The organism is Bacillus sp. K7 (assembly GCF_053903245.1).
In genome coordinates this window covers 1,228,602-1,251,083 of record NZ_CP096406.1, presented here as the reverse complement: position 1 = coordinate 1,251,083, position 22,482 = coordinate 1,228,602, and the positions used below count along the sequence as shown (strand labels likewise).

Sequence of the window (22,482 nt, the reverse complement as noted above, 5' to 3'; positions counted from 1 at the left end):
TGAAAAACTTGTGAGGCTTCTCCCTCTTGAATGGATTTATATTTCCATTTGAATAAACACTTTCTTAAAGACTTCGAAACTTCTTTGCCAATCTAACGTATATCTTCACAAGGAGGTTTCAAACGATGAAGGAGTATGAATTCGTAAGAGTTGAATTGAGTACCATGAGAAGAAGGCCTAAAGAAGACTACCAGCAAATCATCCATGACTATGCCAAAGAAGGCTGGAAATTCATTCAGATTTTTGCGCCCAGTATCAACGGGTATGGAGCGGCTGCTTATTTTGAAATGATATTTGAAAGAGATGCGTAAAAAGCTTAGTCTATGGGTCTAAGCTTTTTCATTTGCCCTTTATATCCCAATCTCGTTGCGTACCATGTATACAAGTTCAGCAAATGATTGCTCACATGCTTTGGCTTATTCTTGCTGCACTATTTTTAGGTCCATACCGATTTTCCCTGCACTGACCAATGATAAAATCAAGCGCTGCATCAATATAGGCTGGGAACCTTTGCATGCCAATTGGTGAGCAATTAAAACAAAAGCAGGCTCCCATAAATAGAGGGAAAACCCTCCCTCTATACTGAGAGCGGGTTCAACAATGATTAATTCCGTTTCCTTATTCATCTTTCTTATCTTTATCGGTATCTTCAGCATCCTCAACTGGATCTTCTGGATCAGCTTCATTATCGTTTTCATCATCTTGATTGATGGTATCATCCTCATCGACACCTGGCACGTTGTTATTGTCCGTATCTTGGTTGTTTCCGTTATGATCTTGATCGTTCTCTTCAACATCTGGGGCATTGTTGTCATTATTTTCATCTTGATTATTATTACAGCCCATTAATACAAAACTGGATAGGAACAACGCTCCTATCATTTGCAGCCATTTTTTCATTTTCATCCTCCTTTCTTCATTTTCATCCCTATCAGTTTGTCCAGCATGCTTTCTTTCATTCGTTGCATTCTTATCTGTTCTAACTTGATAACTGAAAAGAAATGGCTCGAAGATGAAGCAATACGATAAATAACAGCTCTTTTATTTGGTGATTTTGCATTGCTTGAGTGTGGTTTAAATGAAGGAAGCTGATCACATCCTTTCATACCATCAAAAAAACCCTTCCATTTAAGAAGGGTTTTCCATTCTGCGACCGTCAAGCCAAGCGTGAATTGATGCACTTGTTATCTAGATCGTTTCATAGATGAGAGACGATACACTCTGCCCGCCCCTCCAGTTTAAATACTCCAAAACCGTACGGCAGCAGCATATGATCTCCTTTTTTGAAGGTATTGATATTCACACCGGAGATCATACGGCCTTCTCCTTCAATCACACTGACCAGAAGGAACGGTTTTTGCTGTTTTAATGTCGCAGCTCCTGTTAAACGCCATTTTTCCACTGTAAAGTAAGCACATTCAACAAACGTGGTTGTAAGCAAATCATCTGTTTGTTCATATTGAATAGTGTGACGATCTGGAATGGATGGAACCTCTATCACTTCTAAGCTCTTCTCCAGATGAAGCTCGCGCATATTGCCTTCTGCATTTTTCCGCTCGTAATCATATAATCTGTAGGTTGTATCAGAATTCTGCTGTGTTTCTAAAACGAGAATGCCTTTTCCAATCGCATGAACGGTACCGCTTGGCACATAGAAGAAATCCCCCGGCTTTACCTTTACGCGGCGCAAAAGCTCGTCCCATTCTCCAAGTTCAATCATCGAGATCAGTTCTTCCTTTGTTTTTGCATTGTGGCCGTAAATGATCTCTGCGTCTTTTTCGCAATCAATGATGTACCAGCATTCGGTTTTTCCGAGCTCTCCGTTTTCATGTATTTTGGCGAACTCATCGTTCGGATGCACCTGAACGGATAAATCTTGGTCCGCATCTAATATTTTTGTAAGCAGAGGGAAACAGTCCCCTTCAAGCTGTCCGAATAAATATCTGTGGTGCTCCCATAATTCGCAGAGTGTGAACCCTTTATACATCCCGTTTTGAACAACACTTTGCCCATTTTTATGAGCAGCAAAAGCCCAGCATTCCCCTGTTCGTTCTGACGGAATGTGATAACCGAAATCAGCTAAAGCGGCGCCGCCCCAAATCCTCTCTTTGAAAACAGGCTTGAAAAATAACGGTTCAGTCGTCATGAAAATCCCCCCGCATTACACGATTTCATCGAGCAGCTTGTATGCCTCTTCTTTTGTTTGCACGGAGAGCAGCCGCTTCCTATAACTGTCATCCATTAGTTTCCGGGATAACATCTGCAATATTTTCAAATGCTGGTTCCCTCTGCTATCTTCCGGGACAGCTATCATAAAGATTAATTTCGCATCTGATCCATCGAGGCTGTTCCAGCCAACGCCTGATCGTTTGATCCCAAAGGCAACACTCGGCTCCCTGACCGACTCAGATTTTCCGTGCGGAATTGCGATATTCATGCCAATCGCCGTTGTCCCTTGTTGTTCACGCTTCAAAATGGCTTGTTTAAACCCGCTCTCGGACAGCAGCATACCTCTCTGTGACAGCTGTTGAATCATTTCATCAATAATGTCGTCCCTGGTCTCCCCGGATAAATGTGGGTCAATCAGCTCTGGGCTGATGATGTCTGTCAGTTTTTTGATTTCCGTCATCCCGGCTTTTTGGCTTTCGGCTTGAGTCGGCTGCGGTATTTCTTTCGCCGCAGCAGCTTCACTTGGCGGTGTAGTTTCGCTGAGCACAGGGGGCGCCACCGTAATATCCTTTTTTAATACATTGATGAACAGAGCAGTGACAAGAGATCCCGCAATCACAGCAATAAAAAACATCAAAACATGATCAACTGCGCCAAGCACTGCGACGATAGGTCCGCCATGCGCCACTCTGTCTCCGACATTTCCAATCATCGCAATCACAGAACCCGTCATAGAACCCGCCATAATACTGGGAATGACCCGAAGAGGATCCTGCGCCGCAAATGGAATGGCTCCCTCAGTGATACCGAAGAGTCCCATCGTAAATGCCGCTTTCCCCATTTCTCTTTGAGATGCCTCGAACTTTCTTTTTCCTAAGAACGTTGCAATGCCGAGGCCGATCGGCGGTATACAAATGGCGACGGCAATCGGTCCCATAATTTCATAGTTTCCTTCTCCGATCATGGCCGATCCAAACAGAAATGCCACTTTGTTTACGGGACCGCCCATATCAAATGAGATCATCGCACCTAAAATCAATGCCAGCAGGATGGAGCTCGACCCTTTCATACCTGCCAGCCATACCGTTAAAGATTCGAAAATTTGGGCTACAGGTGCGCCGATCAAACACACAAACGCCAAACCTACAATCAGTGATGCAAACACCGGGATAATAATAATCGGCATAATCGGCTGGATTGCTTTTGGAACTTTTAATTTTTTGATCCTGAGGGCAGCATACCCGGCCAAAAATCCGGCAATGATACCGCCGAGGAAACCGGCGCCGCTTGCGCTGTCATAAAAACTTCCAGTCGCTGCAATATATCCGCCGATCATCCCAGGCACAAGCCCCGGTTTATCAGCGATACTATAGGCGATATACCCGGCTAATATCGGAATCATGAACAAAAATGAAGCACTGCCGATCTGTTCAATCGTTTTCCAGAAAGAATCATCCGGAACGACTAAGCCTTTTGGCGTTTTTTCACCCCCAAGCGTTAATGCAACCGCTATCAATAAACCGCCGACTACAATGAAAGGAACCATAAACGAAACACCGTTCATCAAATGTCGGTAAATCGGATTTTGTTTCTTCTCCTGTTGATTGGTTGATACCGGGTTTGAAGCGGGATGGTAGACCGAGATATTCCCGCTAAGTGCTTTTTGAATCAATTCTTCCGGTTTGCGAATGCCGTCCTGAACCCCGACAGACAGCAATTTTTTGCCTATAAACCGGTCTTTGTTTACCGAGCGGTCTGCCGCAATAATGATCGCGTCCGCTTCCCGAATGTCCTCCGCGGTTAGCTCATTTTCCACTCCGATTCCGCCCTGGGTCTCGACTTTGATGGAAACGCCTAATCTGTCGGCAGCTTTTTGCAGATTTTCCGCTGCCATATACGTATGGGCAATTCCGTTCGGACAAGAGGTTATCGCCAACAGTTTCATATACATCCTCCTTTACACTATGAATCATAAGATCTTGTCTCAACTGTATACTGAAATCAGGCTGTAAAAATGGCTTTATTTTACCGTTAATTTCGGAAATAAAGGCATTTTTCCTTATAAACAAAAAAAGCAAGGAATCAATCCCTGCTTTAATAATCCAAATAAGATAAAAATGTCATGATGTCTGTTTCTTTCGTCAGCTTCTGGACGAAAGCCGGCTGCTCACTGAGATATGAAAGCTCACGAAACAGCTGCTTTGTCATATTTTGATCCTCGTGTTTGACAGCGAGCATAAAAACAAGCGATACTTTCTCATTTCCCCAATCAAGCGGTTCTTTTAATGTGGCAATCGCGATGGCTGATTGTTTGATATATTTAACGTTTGCATGAGGAATGGCTATGCCTGCCCCGATATTTGTCGCCGCCATTTTCTCCCTCATTACCGCATGAACCGCATACTCTTTTTCAACATAGCCTTTCTCAAACAAAGCAATCGACAGCTGTTCAATTAACTTGTAGCGGTGCTCTGCTTCTTGCTGCAAAAATACCAAAAAAGGCGTCGTATTGTTCAGCATTTGAAATGTTTTGTTTTCGCGTTGCGATTTTTCAAGCTGATCGACAAATACGTTCAATTCTTTCTCATCGCCAGGCTCTAAAAGCGGTGATACAACAATGTGAGGAATCGTTATATATTCCAAAGCAACGGTGGAGATGACAAGATCAATATCCTCATGTTTTTTTATAAAGTCCGCTAAATCCGATTTTGCGATACAAGCCATGACAGCGATTTGATGACATTTCCGTTCAATTTTCGTCCGCAGCAATTGTGACATCCCAATGCCCATGTGGCAGACGATGATCGCCTTTTTACGCGTCTCGCTGCTGTGATGCATTCGTTCGATCGCCGCCTGAAAATGCAGTGTCAAATATGCCGCCTCTTCCTCGGGAATAGGAAGATCAAACGTTTGATTGATGTCTTCCAAAACGTCAATGATCAGGTGAAACAAATAAGGATACATCTTTTTGATGTCATAAAGCATAGGATTTGATACAGAAAGATCGTAGCTCAGCCGTTGTAACACAGTATTCAAATGAATGCTCAATCCGTTAATCAAATCCTGGTCTTTGTGAAAATCCAGCATTTTCAGCTCTGAAACACGATGGATTAAATGCCTTACCACCTTAGGAAGCACAGCGTTTTCAAGGGTCTCTTCTTGCTGCTGTAAGTGATAACGAACTTTCCCGCCCAATATATGTAATGTTAAATACACGGCTTCTTCTTCAGGAAAACGGATGGCAAAAACCGGCTCAAGCCGTTGTAAACAAGCAAGAGTCCATTGATATTCTTTCTTCCTTTTTACGGCCGCCATTTCTTTTGGGGACAACGAGATCGGCTGTTTCATTTTGATCCGGCGAACCATGAACAAAGTATGCAGCAGCAAATTCTCAAATGTTTCATCTGCAAAATAGAGAGAATGCTTTTTTTGTAATGCTTTGATTTCTTTCGTCACAAAGTCGACTTCATAACTTAAAAACTGGCTTTTCATAAATCGGCTTGCAAACTCGGTGCTTTCAATCAAATCAGATATTCTTGCCAGTGCTTTTCTTTTATTTTTTTCGTTCCCTTCAACTTTTAATCCAAGCCGCTGCCTCGAAACCAGTGTGAGATCAAATCGCTTCAGCCACTCCTCTATCGCACATAGATCCTTTTTAATAGAAGATCGATTGACAAAATGCTGAGCGGCCATTTCTTTTGCGGAAACAGGCTTTACATTCATTAATAAGTCATAAGCCATTTGCAGCATTCTTTCTTCATCTGTCCGCCGCCTAGAATGGACATGTACTGTATGTAATTGTTGGCTTAACCAAGCCCTTTCCTGTTCCTCTATATGTAAAAAGACGCCTAACCCTGGTTTCCGAATGAGCTGGGCATGAGAATGTTCATTGAGATAATCCTCGATCGCTTTCAAGTCATTCCTGATCGTTTTCTCAGAACACTGTACCCTGTCTGCGAAATCTTGCACAACTAAATAGTCATCAGGTTCAGATAACAACAGATACAAAATCTCTTTTTGTCTTGTATTCATGTATTTCATCTGTTTTCTATCCTTCCTGTCAGTATCCGCTTGAACAAATGATAGTAAAAGTATACTATAAATGTAACCGTTTACATTATAACGTAACATCATAGAGTCAAAAGTTTTGTTTTTTACCGAAGGTTCCGGAAAAAGCGATTTTTATGTTTTGGAGTGTTCTATGATCCAGTTCGTAACCCGCTTCCCATTTCAATTTAATAGAATAAGAAACGCTCAGACATGGTGCTATCCTTCGTCTTAATACGCCTAAATCATCGACTAAGTCAACACAATAAAAAACGGCTAGAAACGTTATAACAACGCTTCTAACCGCCGTGTATGATTCCGACTGGGCTCGAACCAGCGACCTCTACCCTGTCAAGGACGAGACACGTATTCTGATTAATCATTAACAATCCTAAATAATTGCCTAAACCCTTGCCATATAAGGGTTCATGAGATTTAGTTTCCTGACTGATATTTGTTGTGGTTTTTAAAGTTTTTGTGACTCGATGGTGACACCAAAACATATAGACTGCCTACATCTTAATGAAAATAATGAGTTTAAGGCTTTATAATCTTTTTCTTCAAAAGAAACAGTTACACTATCTACTTTTTCAGAGTCTGCGAACATAAAGGTTGTTTGGCGAAATTTAACTTCTCTAGGCCCAATTATGTTAAATATACAGTCCAGGACTTTAAAACAGTCTATATCTATCCCATTTTCCCTATGGTTTTTGACACTTACAGTTATAAAACCATCGCTTATTGTAAATCTTGCTTTTTGCGGTGACATATTATGTCGCTTACAGTATGACTTAATAGCTGCTTTGAAGTAATCTTTCGAATCCATTGGTGCCCTCCTTCTCTCCCCCTTGCGATAACAAGAATACCAATCCATATTTTAACATACTGTAACATGTCAATATGTTAGGTTAATCCTCAAATTGAGGATTTACTCTTAGGGTGTAAACGTTACTTACTCCCTTTATATACAATATATAGAGTGCCTAAGAATCGTATTTAGTTAAGGGTGTATACACTATGTAAATACGCCTGTTGCAAACTAAACTAAAAAAAGGATAGACAATTTGTCCATCCCTCAAAGCTTATAACCTATGCACATGCAGCAATCATTGCTACATCACAAACAACTCCACAAGTGAAACCAGCTGGAGCATTAATCAAACCGACAACCCCACAATAGTTGACGCAAGCCAATAAACCTAGCGCTCCACAGGCAAAATTCTTTCCCCAAACACTAAAACCATTTGTGTGGAAGTCCCCCTCCTGAAGACCATCTGAATTTTTCCCATAAATTTTAAAAGAGTTATCATTATCTTGGATCAATACATCGAGTTCATCAGAATCGCCATTAAAATCTTTTGGCATTCCTAATAAGCTAAAATTAAAAAATTCTTTAGTATCTTTGCTATAACCCAAAGTATAAATTATGGAATCGCCTTCTTCATTTTTATAAGCCCCATAAACAAATTCTAAATCAGATTTTGCACCTTCTTTATCAACTTGAGCGCCTTTGAATAAAAGACTCTTATCCTTTAAATCTACCTTTTTGTATCCGGCATTTTTGTATTCTTCAATGTACTTTTTAAACGTTTCTTTCTTATCTAGAGCTATTTGCTCTACATTTTTTACCTCTTGCTCACTAAGTACTTCAGTTTCGACATTGTAAACATTTTTAATTTCCTCGATGATTTGTTCTCTGTCTCTCTCTTTCGAACAAGTTGTACATTCTGTTTTGGCATTACTTCCATTTCCAATCGCTAAAGCATTTATTGGCATGATAGATACTATAGCAATTAAAAACATCAGCACAAACCTTTTCATACACTTTCCTTCCTTTCCAAAATATATTTAAAATACGCAAAAACGTATTTTAATCCTTACTATCATCTATCCAAACATCTCCAATCTTTGAATAGAAATATTTTAAAGTAAAACCTAAAGCAATTCCAAAGATCACAAATCCAATTGAGAAAATAAGAAATTCAACGGTAAATACAGGCTTGCCTTTTAAATAACCTATTAACAGTTGTCCAAGAACAAACACCACTGACATTCCTGTCGTAATTAGAGGTAAACTTCTAACCCATGTTGTAAAATTCTTTTTCATTTGTTCGATAGTTAATTTTCTTTTTGCCATTTTCATCACCTCTTTAATAATTAGGTTAACACAAACTCTTTTTCCAAAAAAATGAATATTACGAATCAAATTCTATACAACTTCGTTACTTATTTTCTATTTTAAGATTGAGACATTCTACATATTAATAGGTCTTACTTCTGCGCCACTCTCACAATTGATAATAGCCTAAGTAATGTTTTATCTTTGAGTACTGTTTGACATGTTTACAGTAGTATGTTATACCTTTCCAGGTTCACAACGAACCTCACAAATTTCTTTGTTATTTGTCTTGACTTTTCTTTTGATCTTTTGCTTGATTGGTTGAGACTGTGGACAACGGCTGGACAAGTTGTCTGCCTGAATTTGCTTGTAAAAAAATAAACAAACTCAGGCAGGCGACTGAAACTTGATTGTATATCCACTTGTGGTATCCGTGTGTTCACCCTATTTGCCGTTGGTTATTCCCCAAACAAGCCTACTGTGTCAAGTGTCCCTAACAGGTTCAGAAAACGGAAAATTCCGTTCTACTCGCTGAAACCCTTGATGATTCCGACTGGGCTCGAACCAGCGACCTCTACCCTGTCAAGGTAGTGATTACCTTCTGAACTGTTATTTTTATTTCTGACAAATACTTATCCATCAAGGGATTTCGAAATAGATGTCTGATCCCTTCTGAATAAAAATATTAATTGTTGGCAGGTTTGGGCAACAACTCGCCAACAATTTCCCATTAAAAACCAATGAGCAAATTCACAGGCTTACCAGTATTTTCTCCGTTGATAAGTGAACATTAGTTCGTATATATTTATTCAAGGAGATGATCGGAATGAGTCAAGGAATTAACGACAAGAGATGGGAACAAAAATTCATTTTTCCCGAGCAAAGGGCTGCCCTTTTAAACAGGAAGAGAGAAGTTCAGAAGATCGAAAAACCCATTCTTGATCAATACCAGCTGGAGGAAATGGCACGCACTATTTGCGAAGCCATGGAGTTTAATTCCGCTCTGGTCATCAGTATATACAGAGACGGCTTTATTGAAGATGTAACAGGGCATGTGCATTACATAAACGAAGTCAAACAGAAGCTACATGTGAAGGATTTAAAAGGAGATACAAGGTTTATTGCATTTGATGCTCTTCTATCCGTTAGGACATATGAAGTTTGGAGATGAACATAATAAATAATTTTATAAAGTCAAATTAAAAAGAGCCTTATACTCAGGCCCCTTAATTACTATTGTTATACAATTCTCCAAAAGAAAATATTAAATAGACTTTCAATTATTTGTTAACTAATCTTGTTATTAATAATGTTTAAATTAGTACAAAGATTTTCGTAATTATGATAGACTTTCAATTATTTTATAAATTTGCAAAGCCACACTTGTGCCTGTAACAGCAGTAGGTAACCAACCAAATATTTTTTTAGCCCTTGTTCTATCGCCTTTATTTACAGCACTTTGTAATTTCATTATATTATCTTCTGCATCTTTTCTTTCGTCTTCATCTGCTATAGCATTGAGAGAATCAACTAACTGTTTAAACAACAATTGATTTTGATCGTCCCCTTCGACATTAACAGTTTGTGACGCGTTATCCCCAGTATTAAAAGGAGAGTTTGTAATCGAGCTATTGCTAATATTAATACTCCTATTATCCACGTAAAACACCCTCCCATCGTCTGAAATACCTAGTATTCCGTTTTCTATAAGATCAGGAATATTAACTTTCCAAGATAGATCTATACCAGTACTAGGTCTCTTCTCTTCGTTACAGTCTTCTTTTTTTTTATAGATTGTAGCGCATTTTGCTTAAAATCGTCTGTAAATTGAAAAACGAGGATTAAATTCTCAGGATCGTAAATATCCTCCTCTCCACACCAACAATTATATACTTCCTCTTCATCTATTGGTTCATCAAGTGGAAAAGTTTGTCCTTTATCTCCGTTAGGGCAAATCAACATTTGTAGAGGAATTAATTCAAAACCGGATTTACTCATAAGATACCTTAAAACATTTTCATAACTTTCCTCTGTTAATCCAATTTTGCATAATACGTTTTCGACAGTAAAGTCTTCTATAGGAGGTTCATTTGCTGCCCATTGAGTCAGGAGATCGTTAATTTCATTGTAAAAAATTGGCATAATAAACCTCCTTTATTTTTTAGACTCTTGCTTTTTTATTCTCTAAAGTTTTTTCTTTATCGAGATAATTGACCCGAATAAAAGCTTCAATCACTTGTTCATAAACTATATCAGGTACAGTATTTTTAAACTTAAACCCTTCTTTTTTTAATTTAATTTCAAAAGAAGCTGGAATTTCTATTTCAGCTACTGGATCTGTAATGGTGAACTCGCAGACTTCATCGAAGATATCATCAACTGGCAAATTTGCATGCTCTGCGATTACTTCCTTTAATTTACTATAAGTCTTATCAACACGTAAATCAATCTGTTTTTTTCCTATTATGCGTAAAGCACCAACAGAAGAAGGGATGTTAATCTGCGTCGACACTAGGCCTGCTGAAAGCATATTAGAAATTTTCACAGCTTCAACTTTCGTAGTCTTTGTAAGTGAGAACCATTTATCATAAGGTTCACCAAATCCCATTAATTTTATAAGGTGTTCAGCAAACTTATTTCGATCCGTAAAAGCACATCTTAACTCAATAACTTGATCATTAAAATGTATGACAACTGTAGTGTATGAAGCGTAACCTTCCTCAATAGATGTATACCCTTTTTTTCTCGTCGTTGTTTTCTCAATGACCAGTTTCAAATAAACATCGTTATCTCTTTTTTTGATTGCACAAATCTGTATTTCAGGACTAAGTCTTGGTTCCCACTGATGATCTATCTGTTCTTTTCTTATATGTCCTTCTTTTATAAGTTTATTCAAGAAATCATCTGATGTTCTACAAGAAACCGGGAAATCATCCTCTGTCTTAATAAGAGTTAGATTAGTGCCAGCAAAGGTGTATTGCTCCTGTAAGTAATCTAATTTTTTTTCATGCCCATTTTCAATTAGTTCATTAATTACATCTTTAATATCTCTTCCTCTGTGTTTAATATTATTTTTCATTGCCAATTTTCTTATTGATGTTACTGGAACACTTCCATATTTCATTTAAACACCGACCTCTCTTTAAGTTAAAGAGCAGATCCACACTAGATATATTCAAAAAAATTTGATAATATGAATAAGAATTCTAATAGGCGGATTGACTCTATTTTTAAGTGGTTTCTTTAATGGAAGAAACCACTTTTTTATTTTTATATAATACCAAACATTTCAAATATTTACATGTTAATTCTCATATCTTTCAAATAATATAAAAAGATTTTCCCATGTGGTTAGAAAGGATCTAAGCTCATTTCACTAAGTTTTTTATTTTGTTTCGCAAATATTGTCAAGATTCAGTCCATTTATCAGATGGAACAAGCTGACGATCGATGCTTCCCCAAGTAAGAGTTTAAAAACAGGAAAAATAACTCACTCCAAATTAATTATTTCGCACTTTTGAATCACATCACAATCTTTCTCTCATTTATCCATGGTAAAATCTAGTTGGAACTTTTAAGTGAAAGGATATGAACATGAAAGTATTTGAAGCCAAATCACTGCTTTCCGAGGCGGATAAACGTACAAAAGAATACAAGGAATTAAGAAATCAGATGGTCAATCTTAAGAAGGCATTTAAAGCTGTAGCTAATTTAGATGACGGCGAGTTTTCCGGCAAAGGCGCCTACAACATTAAAGCATTTTATCAAGACCACGCAGGGGTAGCTGACAATTGGATTGACTTACTTGATATGAAAATTGCTTTCTTGACAAGCATTTCAGGCACTTTAGAAGACGCAAGCTTATCTGATGCATATATAGAAGAATCCTTCTTAGAACACGAGCTGGCTAACGCCTACACAAAATCAAAATCCATTATGTCTGAACAAAAGAAAGCCATGAAAGATATCTTACATGATATCGATGATATTCTTCCGCTTGATTTGTTCTCAACAGAAACCTTCAAAGACGAACTCGCCGATGCTGAGAATAAACGCAAAAAAATCGTCGATAAATTAGGCAGCGTGGACGAAGCGCTTGTTTCTGAATATGCCCAATCAGAGCTTAACGAGCAATTCATCAAGAAGGACTTCCAAAAGCTTGAGGAAACCACAGGCAAAGGCAAGAATGCTTCCCCTATCCACTACAATGCCAAAGCCTATCGAGAAAGTGACATACATAAGAAAAAAGGCGATATCTCGAAACAGGCTGAAGCCTATTTGAAGATCAAGAAAGATGAAGCGAAAGAACGAGAAATCAAAGAGCTGAAAAAGAAGCTAGCTGACGGAGTGATAGATCCGGATGAATACTTAGACATTGCGAAGAAGGTCGGCTATGAAAACCTGACACCAGAACAGCTCCAGTACGCAGTGCAGCTGGAACAAGCAAAACAGCTGAAGGCTGTCGGTGAAAATGTAATCAATGCCGGTAAAGCAGTAATTGATTTCGTCGATGGGGTTAATGATGGAATTAACGATGCGATTGACGATACGATATATGGCGTCAAAGACTTGGTTGTGGGCGCATGGGACTATTCGCAGCTCCCTATCGAACTAAAACTCACACAAACAATTACAACAGTTTTAAGCGTACCTTCTTATTCAAAAATCATCTGGACAAACCTTGCCGACTCATGGAATGATAAAATGATAAATGGTAATGCATACGAAAAAGGGCATTATATCAGTTATGTGGCAGGAAATATCGTTGGTACAAAAGGTGCGGGTTCCGCAGTGCAAACCACGACCAAACTTTCTAAAGTAGGTAAAGTGGTTGAAGGCGGAACAGCCTCTGCTCATGTGAATAAAGGGCTTGTAAAAGGAAACAAATTTTTAAATCCCTTATTAAAAAATAAATATGAACCTGCACTTGTAGGGATAGCTCAAGATATAGAGAATACCTACAATGTGAAAAATACATCTATATTAAAAAAAGAGATTCAATCAAAACAAGATCAATTCGTCCAAGCTGCACCATATACACATAAAGACGCATTCGGTAACACCGTCACAACCAACTTAAAAAATGGACATTTAAAAAATGATGTTCATCCTGTAACGGGAGTACCTTTTGATAAAGATGGCTTCCCGATTTTCGAACCAGTTACCGAAGTAAAGATTGATAGATCATTATATCTACAGAATGATACTGCACAATTTAAAAAAGCCACTGAACTATTACAGCAAGAAATTAATAAAAATCCAGAGTTAAAAAAACATTTTACAGAAATGCAGTTAAAGCAGATTTCAAAAGGCAAAAAACCAAAAGGTTTTACATGGCACCACCATCAAAATGAAGGTATAATGCAGCTAGTAGATGCAGATATTCATGGCAAGACAGGACATACTGGAGGAAGAAACATATGGGGCGGAGGTTCCAAATACAGATAAAAGGAGTTTATTAAAATGGTTGAATGGGATTTCGGAGAGCATCCTGTTAGTAACGAGGAAATTACTGAAGTAGAAAACATGTTACAAGTCAAGTTTCCAAAAGATTATTTAGAATTTGTCAAAATCTATTCCGGTGCTACCCCCTCTCCCGAAACTTTTGATCTTGAAGATAGGGAAGGAATTGCATTCGGATACTTACATAGCTTCCATAAAGAAAGCGAGTCATACATAGTTAACGTTTCTAATCGTTATCGAGATGGTAGAATGCCCGCCAAAGTAATACCGATTGCGGATGATGTGTTTGGCAATGAAATCTGCTACGATTTTCGAAAAGGAATCAGTAGTCCTTCTATTGTTTTTTGGGATCATGAAATTGCATATGAAAATCCTGATCGAGCTTTGAGTCATATATGTGATTCATTTACCGAGTTGATTAATAAACTATACGAGGAATAAACGGATAAATCCCTTCTCATAACGAGAAGGGATTCTCTTATTTTAGAAGAGATTCAAGTTTCGCTTTCGTTTTCGGTCCAAATGCCGTCAGGATTTAGTCCATTCATCAACTTGAACCGTCTGCTGGTGTCGGCGATGAAAAAGGAGATATATACCTTTTAACGGAAACGAAGATACTTATAAATCCCTTTTAAAACATTTAAATAAATAGGAGTGTTAATATGACTTTATACGAAGAATGTCTAGAGGCTCTTGGAAATAACAAAGAAGTCCTCACTATTTCTGAGACACGCAAATATCATGAACAACTTGGCGAAAGTTTTCCCTTTACATCATGGGGAAGAATTAAATGGGATGAAGTAACTACTCACAGATCTATTGATTATGCTGAAGATATCGACGAATGGTTCATTGAGAATAAAATAGATGATAAAAATGTTATTCTCCTCTGGGCTTACGGTGATTATCCAGCTGTAAAAACCAGCTTAGACAACGCTTTAAACGTAATTGATGATGTAACTGCTGTAGGTTCAGATACTTTCATGTTCAGCGAATCTGGTTATGTTATTGAATTTTTCCATGATGGAGATGTAACAATAGGAAAGGCAAGCTGAAAAATAATATCCATTGTTAGTCAAGAGGATCAATATGAATTTAGAGAAAAAAATGGAAGCTATATTAATTAAAAGAAAAAAACTTAATCTTAATGATGACTATGGAATTCAAAAAAGTTGGGATGAAATAATTGAAGTGCTCTCAGAAAATGAAGAAAATACAATTAACTATCTAGAAAATTGTAATAAAGAAGATTTATATTGGATCAGTGAGGTATTTGAAGATTTAGCTGAAAATTTGCAAAGTAAAGAACTTATTAATTGCTTAAGAAAATTAGATGAAAAGTACCCTGACTTAGAAATGACAAACGATATTGATATGGCAACGAGTTATATAGAATAAGATACGCACCATTTCTCAGATTTGAAGTTAACATTTCTTGGTGGTGATAAGTAATGATTGAAATCGAAGTTTCTGATTCTGTATTTGGATTCCTTGGCGGTTATTTTCATCAGGATATTGATTCTCCAGAATCAGCACTTGATGAATACTTAAATGAGATACCTCTAAGAGAGCAAGAAACGGATATAGTCGCATTAAGAGCATTTATTAACAGCAATTATTCGGATGAAGAAAAGAATGATTTTATCGATGAAGCTGCTGACGGAGTGGACATTCATAGTTACGGCGTATCTCCATTAATATGGCTCGAACAAGTTATTCAAAAAATCGAAAAAAATATTGAAACTTTTCAATCCATTAAACCTAAACAAAAACATAGCTGATTTTGAATCTCCCTTCAAAATCAGCTAAAAAATAATTTCGTCCCCTACTCGATGAATGATGACAAAATCAATAAATAAGCAAAGTAAAAAACCCTTGCTGCGCAAGGGTTTAAGCTATGATTCCGACTGGGCTCGAACCAGCGACCTCTACCCTGTCAAGGTAGCGCTCTCCCAGCTGAGCTACGGAATCATGATATGTATGTGTTGCTGGGTATGTTGTTGTCTTTCTGACAAGTTCTATTATATAACCTCCTCCCCTATTCGTCAACAGCTTTTTTAGAAAAACTTTTTTTCGGACTTGCTGTTCTGTTCATCGGCTATTATAATATGTCTTAATTTTCTAATAATAGAGGTGATAGAGGATTGCATTCTTTGATTTCTTCTGATGATGTTTGGGTTTTGTGGGGATTTATTGCGGTGTGGGCAGCAGTGAGTATCGGGCTGGAGCAGCGCTTTAAGTGGGCGTCCGCTGTGTCTGGCGCTATCATTGCGCTTTTAGGTGCTATGGTGTTTACAAATATAGGAGTTCTTCCTGTTGAATCGCCTGTGTATGATACTGTTTGGTCTTATGTGGTACCGCTGGCGATTCCCCTTTTGCTGTTTCAGATCAATGTGCGGCAGATTTTTAAGGAAAGCAGGCGTTTGCTGTTTATTTTTCTGATTAGCTCCGTCGGAACTGTGCTTGGGAGCGTCCTTGCTTTTTTTCTGTTCAATCAGCATATTCCTTACCTCGATAAAATCGGCGGAATGATCAGTGCTTCTTATATCGGCGGCGGGATCAATTTTGCGGCGATGGCGGCGAAATTTGAGACGCCGGGGGAATATGTGTCGGCTGCCGTTGTGGCTGATAATATTATGATGGCGCTTTTGTTTTTGATCTTAATCAGCATTCCTGCAGTGAAATGGTTTCAGCGGCATTATGCTATGCCGTTTGAAGAAAAAGTGAAAGCCGATGGAAAGAGCGGAAACAGTGCAGAAAGCTATTGGAAACGGAAGGACATTTCTTTAAAGGATATCGCTTTTAATACCGGTGCTGCTTTTGCGCTTGTTGCGGCTAGTGTGAAAATTTCCGGCTATTTTAAAAGCCTTTTTTCTCATCCCCTGTTAACCGGAACGCTTGGCGATCAATATCTAATGCTTACGTCTTTAACGGTTCTTATCATTTTTCTTTTCCCGCGTTTTTTTGAAAGGCTGAATGGATCTCAGGAGCTTGGAACCTTTTTGATTTATTTGTTTTTTGTGGTGATTGGCATTCCTGCAGATTTGCGCTTAATCGTCACCAATGCGCCTCTTATTCTATTATTTGTCTTAGTTGTTGCGATCAGCAATTTAACTGTTTCCTTAGCCGTCGGAAAATTATTCCGCGTGCGGCTTGAGGAAATTCTGCTCGCTGTCAATGCTGCTGTCGGGGGGCCAACGACCGCTGCTGCGATGGCAATTGCCAAGGGATGGCGGGAGCTTGTCGCCCCGATCATGCTTGTCGGTACGCTCGGTTACTTAATCGGGAACTATGTCGGCACCTTTTTGGGAAATTGGTTTTCTTCTTTTTTATAAAAAGGATAATTGCAGTTTCCTTAGAATAATGTAAGAAGATTGGGGAGATTACTGTATGCTAAAAGGAAAAAACATCTATGTAAGACCTTTAGAAGTAAAGGATGCGGAAGAAAATCTGCGGCTGCAAAGCGAAAATCAGGATTTCTTTGAACAGTTCTCCATGATACGCGCAGACGATTACTATACGGTTGAGGGGCAAAGAAAACGAATAACTGAGTATCAGCAAAGACTGGAGAAAGATGAAGAGTATCATTTTGGCATTTTCACTGCGTCAGACAATACATTAATCGGCACGGTTTCGCTCTTTCAAATCATCCGCGGGGCGCTGCAAACGGCGTTCATCGGGTATTTTTTAGACAAAGCCCATAATGGAAAGGGCCTGATGACAGAGGCCGTCAAATTGATTGTTGATTTTGCGTTTCACGAATTGAAACTGCACCGTATTGAAGCCGGTGTGATGCCCCGCAACCTCGGGTCCATGCGTGTATTGGAAAAAGCAGGATTTCATAAAGAGGGCATCGCCCGAAAAAATGTGAAAATCAACGGCGTTTGGGAGGATCATCAAGTCCTCGCGATTCTTAATCCTGATGATGAATAACAAAAGAAGCCGGGGCCATCCCCGGCTTCTTTTTATCGAACCGCCACTGGCGCAATTTCTTTCAGCGCTTGTGCGAAATCACGTTCTAAATCGTCTGCATGTTCGACTCCCACGCTAAGACGGAGCAGGCCGTCTGTGATGCCGCGTTTTTCACGCTCTTCCTTAGGCATTGCCGCGTGAGACATCGTTGCCGGATAAGACAAAATCGATTCCACGGCGCCGAGGCTTACAGCAAAGACCGGAAGTGATACATTCTCTACTAATTTCTTAACGGCATCTTTGCTTTCAAGCTCAAATGATAGCACGGCGCCCGCTCCCGCCGACTGGCCTTGATGAATGTCAGCGCCCGGATGATCAGCCAGACCCGGATAATACACGCGTTTCACCGCCGGATGCTCCTGGAAAAATTCCGCAAGCCGCTGCGCTGTTTGGCTTGCTTTTTCTAAGCGGACCTGCAATGTTTTTAATCCGCGCAGCACAAGCCAGCAATCTTGCACGCCAAGGACGGCGCCGAATGCGTTTTGCAGCTTATACAGCTGCTTTCCAAGCTCTTCATCCTTGACAGCAGCCAGGCCTGAGAGCACATCGCTGTGTCCGCTCAAGAACTTTGTTGCGCTGTGAAGCACAATATCCACGCCGAGATCAAGCGGCCGCTGCAGTGCCGGTGTCATGAAGGTATTGTCCAGAAAGGTCAAACAGCCGTTTTCTTTTGCGAGCTGAACCACCGCTTTTATATCAGTAATCCCAAGTGTCGGATTTGACGGTGTTTCCATATAAATGACCTTCGTGTTTGGTTTGATATTCCGCGCCACTTCATTAATGTCCGTCATGTCGACAAACGTATGCTCAATGCCAAACCGGGTCAGCACCTCTGTCACCATGCGGAAGGTTCCGCCGTATACATCTTCTGTCACAAGAACGTGATCGCCCTGTGACAGAAGTAAAAATGCTGTCGAGATCGCAGCCATGCCTGAGCTAAAAGCCAATCCTCTCGTTCCGCCTTCCAGTGCGGCAATGGTTTCTTCGAGAGCTGTTCTTGTCGGCGTGCCTGAGCGGCTGTAGTCATATGCGCCAAACTCTTCAAATGAAGATTGATGAAATGTTGATGCATGCTGGATCGGCACACTGACGGCCCCTGTTGAACCGTCTGTTTTAAATGGATTGTGCACGAGCTGGGTTTCCAGCGTCCAATTGTGATTACTCAAATGAAACAGCTCCCTCTTTGACCTGACATAACGCCTGTTTTAGGTCTTCTTTTAAATCTTCCGCATGTTCAATTCCGACCGAAAAGCGCAGCAGACGATTGCAGACCCCGTTTGCGATGCGGATGTCTTCAGGAATATCCATGTGCGTCTGTGTGGCTGGATATGTAATAAAGCTCTCCACCCCGCCGAGGCTTTCCGCAAAACAAATGGTCTTCAGCGCTTTTAAAAACGGGTTCACCCACTCTTCTTTTTGCAGACGGAAGGACAGCATGCCGCCTTTTCCGGGATACAGCACATCCGCAATTTCTTCCTGCTCTTCTAAAAACGCCGCAAGCTCCTGCGCGTTTGCCTGATGCTGGCGCATTCTGAGGCTCAGCGTCTTCATTCCTCTCATGAGAAGCCATGAATCAAATGGAGGCAGGACAGCGCCGATGGCATTTTGGTGTTGAAACATTTCTTCTCCAAGCTGTTCATCTTTCACAACGACAAGCCCCGCAAGCAGGTCGTTATGCCCGCCTAAATACTTGGTTGCACTGTGTATCACAATGTCGGCTCCCAGCTCAAGCGGCTGCTGCAAGACCGGTGTGTAAAATGTATTATCAACGATCAGCAGAAGACCGTGCTCTTTTGTGATCTGGGCGATCTTTTCAATGTCCGCCTCCTGCATGAGCGGATTTGTCGGTGTTTCCACAAATACCGCTTTTGTATTCGGCGTTATCTTGGAGCGTAAACAGTCTTCGTCGCTGAAATCATCATAATGAAAGGTCAAGCCATATTTTTTCCATTCATTTTCAAACAAGCGGTACGTGCCGCCATATAGGTCGGATGAAACGATCAGTTCGTCTCCGCTTTTAAATAGCGCCATAATTGTTTGGATGGCCGCCATTCCCGAACTGAAGGCAAGCCCTCTCGCTCCGTTCTCTAAGCTGGCGATCGCGTCCTCCACAAGCTGGCGTGTCGGATTTTTTGTGCGGACATAATCAAATCCGGTTGATTCACCGATCCCTCTGTGGCGGTATGCTGTTGATAAATAAATAGGAGGACTCACTGTCCCCGTTACTTCGTCGCTTCGGTTCCCGATTTGGGCTAATTTCGTTTCAACATGCTGTGACATATAGCTGACACCTTCCCTTTTCAAAATAAAAAACCCCTTCTTCATAAGAAGAAGGGGTTTAAACGCTTCCTCTTATCTTCCAAGCATAAAACGCTTGCTGGATTTAGCACCTTGGCGCTTTGCACATATGCAAAACAGGCCGGTTGCTGAGGTTTCTAAGGGCCAGTCCCTCCACCTCTCACGATAAGAAATATCGATTTCAATTTTCTGATTGTTTTATATTAACTTAATTCGCAGTTTATTTCAATACTTTTTTCTTCGAGTTCCGAACGGTTTAAAGAGAGAAATTTCTAATAATTCATGGTACAATAATGGAAAACGCAAGAAAGTCTAGTTGTCCTGGAGGAATGTATTATGGCACCGAAAAACGGCACAGTGCAAGAAAAGAAATTCTTTTCGAAAGAGCTTAACGAGGAAATGACATTGCTCGTTTATCTGCCGTCCAACTACTCCCCTCTTTATAAATACCATGTTATTATCGCGCAGGACGGCCACGATTATTTCAGGCTGGGGAGAATTGGCAGACAGGTCGAGGAATTGCTGTCCAAACGTGAAATTGACCGGAGTATTATTATCGGTGTTCCTTATAAGGATGTTGATAAACGCAGAAAAACCTATCATCCGGAGGGCTCCAAGTTTTCAGCGTATAAACGGTTCATCGCCCATGAGCTCGTACCGTTTGCGGATGATGAGTATCCTACTTATCATGTCGGCTACGGACGCACGCTGATCGGCGATTCGCTCGGAGCGACCATATCGCTCATGACAGCACTCGATTATCCGAATATGTTCGGAAACATCATTATGCAGTCTCCCTATGTTGACAAGCATGTATTGGAGGCCGTGAAGCAGTCGGACAATATCGAACACCTCACTATTTATCACCAAATCGGCACGAAAGAAACTGACGTCCACACGACTGACGGGAACATTCTGGACTTTACAGAACCGAACCGTGAGCTGAAACAGCTGCTGGAGAAGAAGCTTTCAGATTATGAGTATGAGCCATTTGAAGGAGACCACAAATGGACATACTGGCAGCCGCTTATCACGCCGGCTCTGAAAAAAATGCTTTAATACTCAATCATACTTTATTTCCAGGAGGGACATAATATGAAATACGGAATCGTTTTATTTCCATCAAAAAAACTCCAAGACCTTGCGAACTCATACAGAAAGCGCTATGATCCGAGCTATTCCTTGATCCCGCCTCATATGACGCTGAGATCATCGTTTGAATTAGCGGAGGAGAAAGCCGATCAGCTAGTATCACATCTGAGAGCCATCGCAAGGGAGTCCCATCCGGTCGTTCTGAAATTGACAAAATACAGCTCATTTGCGCCTGTCAATAATGTCATTTACATCAAAGCAGAACCGACGGAAGAATTAAAAACACTCAATGAAAAACTATACACCGGTGTGCTGGCTGGTGAACAGGAATACGCTTTTGTCCCGCATGTGACGGTCGGCCAAAATCTTTCCGACGATGAGCATTCGGATGTTCTGGGACAATTAAAAATGCAGGAAGTGTCGCATGAAGAAATCATTGATCGTTTTCACTTACTATATCAGCTTGAAAACGGATCATGGACCGTATATGAAACCTTTTTGCTAGGCAAAGGAGAATAATATTTGGAAGCAGTTATCGCAAAAAATGAACAACAAATGAAAGACGCATTTTATGTAAGAGAAGAAGTCTTTGTCAAAGAACAAAACGTGCCTGCTGAAGAAGAAATTGACGAACTTGAAAATGAGTCGGAGCATATCGTCGTATATGACGGCGAAAAGCCTGTCGGTGCCGGAAGATGGCGTATGAAGGACGGCTGCGGCAAGTTAGAGCGGATTTGCGTATTGAAAAGCCACCGCTCCTCCGGTGTCGGCGGCATCATTATGAAAGCGCTCGAAAAAGCGGCCGCGGACGGCGGTGCTTCGGGCTTCATGTTAAACGCGCAAACGCATGCTGTTCCGTTTTACAAAAAACACGGGTATCGTGTGATTTCTGAAAAAGAATTCCTCGATGCCGGCATTCCCCACGTACAAATGATGAAAGACTAAACAGCATCCGGGTCTATTGAGATCCGGATTTTTTCAAGCACATAAAAAACCGTTCTCTGGATGCGAACGGTTTTTTATACATATCGATTAATATATGTGCCTATCCCTTTTTCTCGCAACATCTTATAAAGAGAGCGCTTACGTTTCATCTCGTTCACTTTTCTTTCAGCGGCCGTTTGATTCTCCTGCTGTTTCTCCAGTTCCTTGTATACCCGCTGAAATGGAACATAGTTGATTTTTTCGGTTCCGGCGTAATCCTGCTTATGACCGATCGTTCGATTTGCATATTGAGCGTATTGCTGGTTTTGAATGTGACCTGCATATATCATACGATACCCACCCTTCTGCTATCTCTTTTCCCTTAAACATACTTTTTG

General features: G+C 40.3%; 26 protein-coding genes, 1 tRNA gene, 1 pseudogene and 1 riboswitch. Of the genes and pseudogenes, 12 read left to right on the top strand and 16 right to left on the bottom strand.

The genetic code is table 11. From position 1 onward, the window contains the following. The first annotated feature begins 125 nt into the window (after positions 1–125). The gene (locus M1D98_RS06325; RefSeq protein ID WP_039073605.1) at positions 126–311 is read left to right on the top strand and encodes a DUF4177 domain-containing protein; all 186 of its coding nucleotides are present in this window, start codon (positions 126–128) and stop codon (positions 309–311) included. A gap of 105 nt (positions 312–416) precedes the next feature. Here the strand turns inward: M1D98_RS06325 and M1D98_RS06320 are convergent, their stop codons facing one another. The 8 genes from M1D98_RS06320 to M1D98_RS06285 all read right to left on the bottom strand — a co-directional run bounded on the left by M1D98_RS06320 (position 417) and on the right by M1D98_RS06285 (position 8,353). Beyond that, the gene (locus tag M1D98_RS06320) at positions 417–626 is read right to left on the bottom strand and encodes a hypothetical protein (protein ID WP_456280112.1); all 210 of its coding nucleotides are present in this window, start codon (positions 624–626) and stop codon (positions 417–419) included. Next, positions 619–900: a hypothetical protein gene (locus M1D98_RS06315; protein WP_010329434.1), complete on the bottom strand. Its 282-nt coding sequence runs from the start codon at positions 898–900 to the stop codon at positions 619–621. Before M1D98_RS06315 ends, M1D98_RS06320 begins: the two co-directional genes overlap by 8 nt. 298 nt (positions 901–1,198) lie before the next feature. Beyond that, on the bottom strand, positions 1,199–2,146 hold the full coding sequence (gene manA / locus M1D98_RS06310; RefSeq protein ID WP_121642346.1) for a mannose-6-phosphate isomerase, class I: 948 nt from the start codon (positions 2,144–2,146) through the stop codon (positions 1,199–1,201). Positions 2,147–2,161: 15 nt separating this feature from the next. Beyond that, positions 2,162–4,114, bottom strand: coding sequence for a fructose-specific PTS transporter subunit EIIC (locus tag M1D98_RS06305; RefSeq protein ID WP_121642345.1), 1,953 nt, complete (start codon positions 4,112–4,114; stop codon positions 2,162–2,164). 149 nt (positions 4,115–4,263) lie between these two features. Further along, a complete protein-coding gene (locus M1D98_RS06300; RefSeq protein ID WP_456280111.1) occupies positions 4,264–6,210 on the bottom strand; it encodes a BglG family transcription antiterminator in 1,947 nt (648 codons plus the stop codon). Positions 6,211–6,682: 472 nt separating this feature from the next. Next, complete coding sequence (locus M1D98_RS06295; RefSeq protein WP_456280110.1) at positions 6,683–7,042, bottom strand: hypothetical protein; 360 nt, start codon at positions 7,040–7,042, stop codon at positions 6,683–6,685. A gap of 263 nt (positions 7,043–7,305) precedes the next feature. Next, positions 7,306–8,037 (bottom strand): putative immunity/bacteriocin fusion bifunctional protein, encoded by a 732-nt coding sequence (locus M1D98_RS06290; protein ID WP_456280109.1) that lies wholly within the window; start codon positions 8,035–8,037, stop codon positions 7,306–7,308. 49 nt (positions 8,038–8,086) lie between these two features. Next, positions 8,087–8,353 carry a hypothetical protein gene (locus tag M1D98_RS06285; RefSeq protein WP_014114929.1) on the bottom strand — a complete coding sequence of 89 codons (267 nt, stop codon included), beginning with the start codon at positions 8,351–8,353 and terminating at the stop codon, positions 8,087–8,089. Positions 8,354–9,161: 808 nt separating this feature from the next. Between M1D98_RS06285 and M1D98_RS06280 the strand changes: the two genes are divergently transcribed. After that, positions 9,162–9,506 carry a YolD-like family protein gene (locus M1D98_RS06280; RefSeq protein WP_456280108.1) on the top strand — a complete coding sequence of 115 codons (345 nt, stop codon included), beginning with the start codon at positions 9,162–9,164 and terminating at the stop codon, positions 9,504–9,506. A gap of 168 nt (positions 9,507–9,674) precedes the next feature. Here the strand turns inward: M1D98_RS06280 and M1D98_RS06275 are convergent, their stop codons facing one another. From M1D98_RS06275 to M1D98_RS06265, 3 genes are all read right to left on the bottom strand, one after another. Beyond that, positions 9,675–9,995, bottom strand: coding sequence for a hypothetical protein (locus M1D98_RS06275; RefSeq protein ID WP_456280107.1), 321 nt, complete (start codon positions 9,993–9,995; stop codon positions 9,675–9,677). Between the two features lie 80 nt (positions 9,996–10,075). Beyond that, entirely contained in the window at positions 10,076–10,477 is a 402-nt protein-coding gene (locus M1D98_RS06270; RefSeq protein WP_456280106.1) for a hypothetical protein, read from the bottom strand. Between the two features lie 19 nt (positions 10,478–10,496). After that, positions 10,497–11,459 carry a hypothetical protein gene (locus tag M1D98_RS06265; RefSeq protein ID WP_456280105.1) on the bottom strand — a complete coding sequence of 321 codons (963 nt, stop codon included), beginning with the start codon at positions 11,457–11,459 and terminating at the stop codon, positions 10,497–10,499. A 470-nt stretch (positions 11,460–11,929) separates the two neighbouring features. Between M1D98_RS06265 and M1D98_RS06260 the strand changes: the two genes are divergently transcribed. Both M1D98_RS06260 and M1D98_RS06255 read left to right on the top strand, forming a co-directional pair. Next, the gene (locus tag M1D98_RS06260; RefSeq protein ID WP_456280104.1) at positions 11,930–13,783 is read left to right on the top strand and encodes a T7SS effector LXG polymorphic toxin; all 1,854 of its coding nucleotides are present in this window, start codon (positions 11,930–11,932) and stop codon (positions 13,781–13,783) included. Positions 13,784–13,798: 15 nt separating this feature from the next. Then, positions 13,799–14,239, top strand: coding sequence for an SMI1/KNR4 family protein (locus M1D98_RS06255; protein ID WP_456280103.1), 441 nt, complete (start codon positions 13,799–13,801; stop codon positions 14,237–14,239). Positions 14,240–14,276: 37 nt separating this feature from the next. Here M1D98_RS06255 and M1D98_RS06250 read toward each other — a convergent pair. Then, a pseudogene (locus M1D98_RS06250) lies at positions 14,277–14,358 on the bottom strand (peptidoglycan-binding domain-containing protein); the annotation flags it as partial. A 102-nt stretch (positions 14,359–14,460) separates the two neighbouring features. Here M1D98_RS06250 and M1D98_RS06245 point away from each other — a divergent pair. Genes M1D98_RS06245 through M1D98_RS06235 form a run of 3 tightly spaced genes read left to right on the top strand, consistent with a single transcriptional unit; the run spans position 14,461 to position 15,579 of the window. Then, positions 14,461–14,853, top strand: a complete 393-nt coding sequence (locus M1D98_RS06245) for a CDI toxin immunity protein (protein ID WP_456280102.1) — start codon at positions 14,461–14,463, stop codon at positions 14,851–14,853. A 34-nt stretch (positions 14,854–14,887) separates the two neighbouring features. Continuing rightward, positions 14,888–15,196, top strand: coding sequence for a hypothetical protein (locus M1D98_RS06240; RefSeq protein WP_456280101.1), 309 nt, complete (start codon positions 14,888–14,890; stop codon positions 15,194–15,196). Between the two features lie 53 nt (positions 15,197–15,249). Continuing rightward, entirely contained in the window at positions 15,250–15,579 is a 330-nt protein-coding gene (locus tag M1D98_RS06235) for a contact-dependent growth inhibition system immunity protein (protein ID WP_456280100.1), read from the top strand. 117 nt (positions 15,580–15,696) lie between these two features. On the opposite strand, the gene M1D98_RS06230 is transcribed toward M1D98_RS06235, so the two are convergent. After that, a tRNA-Val gene (locus tag M1D98_RS06230) sits at positions 15,697–15,769 on the bottom strand. Between the two features lie 173 nt (positions 15,770–15,942). On the opposite strand from M1D98_RS06230, the gene M1D98_RS06225 reads away from it, so the two are divergent. Further along, on the top strand, positions 15,943–17,133 hold the full coding sequence (locus tag M1D98_RS06225; RefSeq protein WP_121642339.1) for a DUF819 family protein: 1,191 nt from the start codon (positions 15,943–15,945) through the stop codon (positions 17,131–17,133). Between the two features lie 55 nt (positions 17,134–17,188). Continuing rightward, on the top strand, positions 17,189–17,731 hold the full coding sequence (locus M1D98_RS06220; RefSeq protein ID WP_121642338.1) for a GNAT family N-acetyltransferase: 543 nt from the start codon (positions 17,189–17,191) through the stop codon (positions 17,729–17,731). Between the two features lie 32 nt (positions 17,732–17,763). On the opposite strand, the gene metC is transcribed toward M1D98_RS06220, so the two are convergent. Together metC and metI are read right to left on the bottom strand one after the other, a co-directional pair. Next, positions 17,764–18,936 carry a cystathionine beta-lyase gene (gene metC / locus M1D98_RS06215; RefSeq protein WP_039073586.1) on the bottom strand — a complete coding sequence of 391 codons (1,173 nt, stop codon included), beginning with the start codon at positions 18,934–18,936 and terminating at the stop codon, positions 17,764–17,766. Then, the gene (gene metI, locus M1D98_RS06210; protein WP_039073883.1) at positions 18,929–20,050 is read right to left on the bottom strand and encodes a cystathionine gamma-synthase/O-acetylhomoserine thiolyase; all 1,122 of its coding nucleotides are present in this window, start codon (positions 20,048–20,050) and stop codon (positions 18,929–18,931) included. Before metI ends, metC begins: the two co-directional genes overlap by 8 nt. A 69-nt stretch (positions 20,051–20,119) precedes the next feature. Beyond that, positions 20,120–20,240, bottom strand: a riboswitch (SAM riboswitch). Positions 20,241–20,404: 164 nt separating this feature from the next. Here metI and M1D98_RS06205 point away from each other — a divergent pair. From M1D98_RS06205 to M1D98_RS06195, 3 genes are read left to right on the top strand one after another with little or no spacing between them, the layout of a single operon-like run. Next, positions 20,405–21,127 (top strand): esterase family protein, encoded by a 723-nt coding sequence (locus M1D98_RS06205; RefSeq protein ID WP_456280098.1) that lies wholly within the window; start codon positions 20,405–20,407, stop codon positions 21,125–21,127. A gap of 36 nt (positions 21,128–21,163) precedes the next feature. Next, positions 21,164–21,679 (top strand): YjcG family protein, encoded by a 516-nt coding sequence (locus M1D98_RS06200; RefSeq protein ID WP_039073584.1) that lies wholly within the window; start codon positions 21,164–21,166, stop codon positions 21,677–21,679. A gap of 3 nt (positions 21,680–21,682) precedes the next feature. Next, entirely contained in the window at positions 21,683–22,105 is a 423-nt protein-coding gene (locus tag M1D98_RS06195) for a GNAT family N-acetyltransferase (protein ID WP_100741004.1), read from the top strand. Positions 22,106–22,179: 74 nt separating this feature from the next. Here M1D98_RS06195 and M1D98_RS06190 read toward each other — a convergent pair whose 3' ends face one another. Then, complete coding sequence (locus M1D98_RS06190) at positions 22,180–22,434, bottom strand: hypothetical protein (protein ID WP_456280097.1); 255 nt, start codon at positions 22,432–22,434, stop codon at positions 22,180–22,182. Between the last annotated feature and the right edge of the window lie 48 nt (positions 22,435–22,482).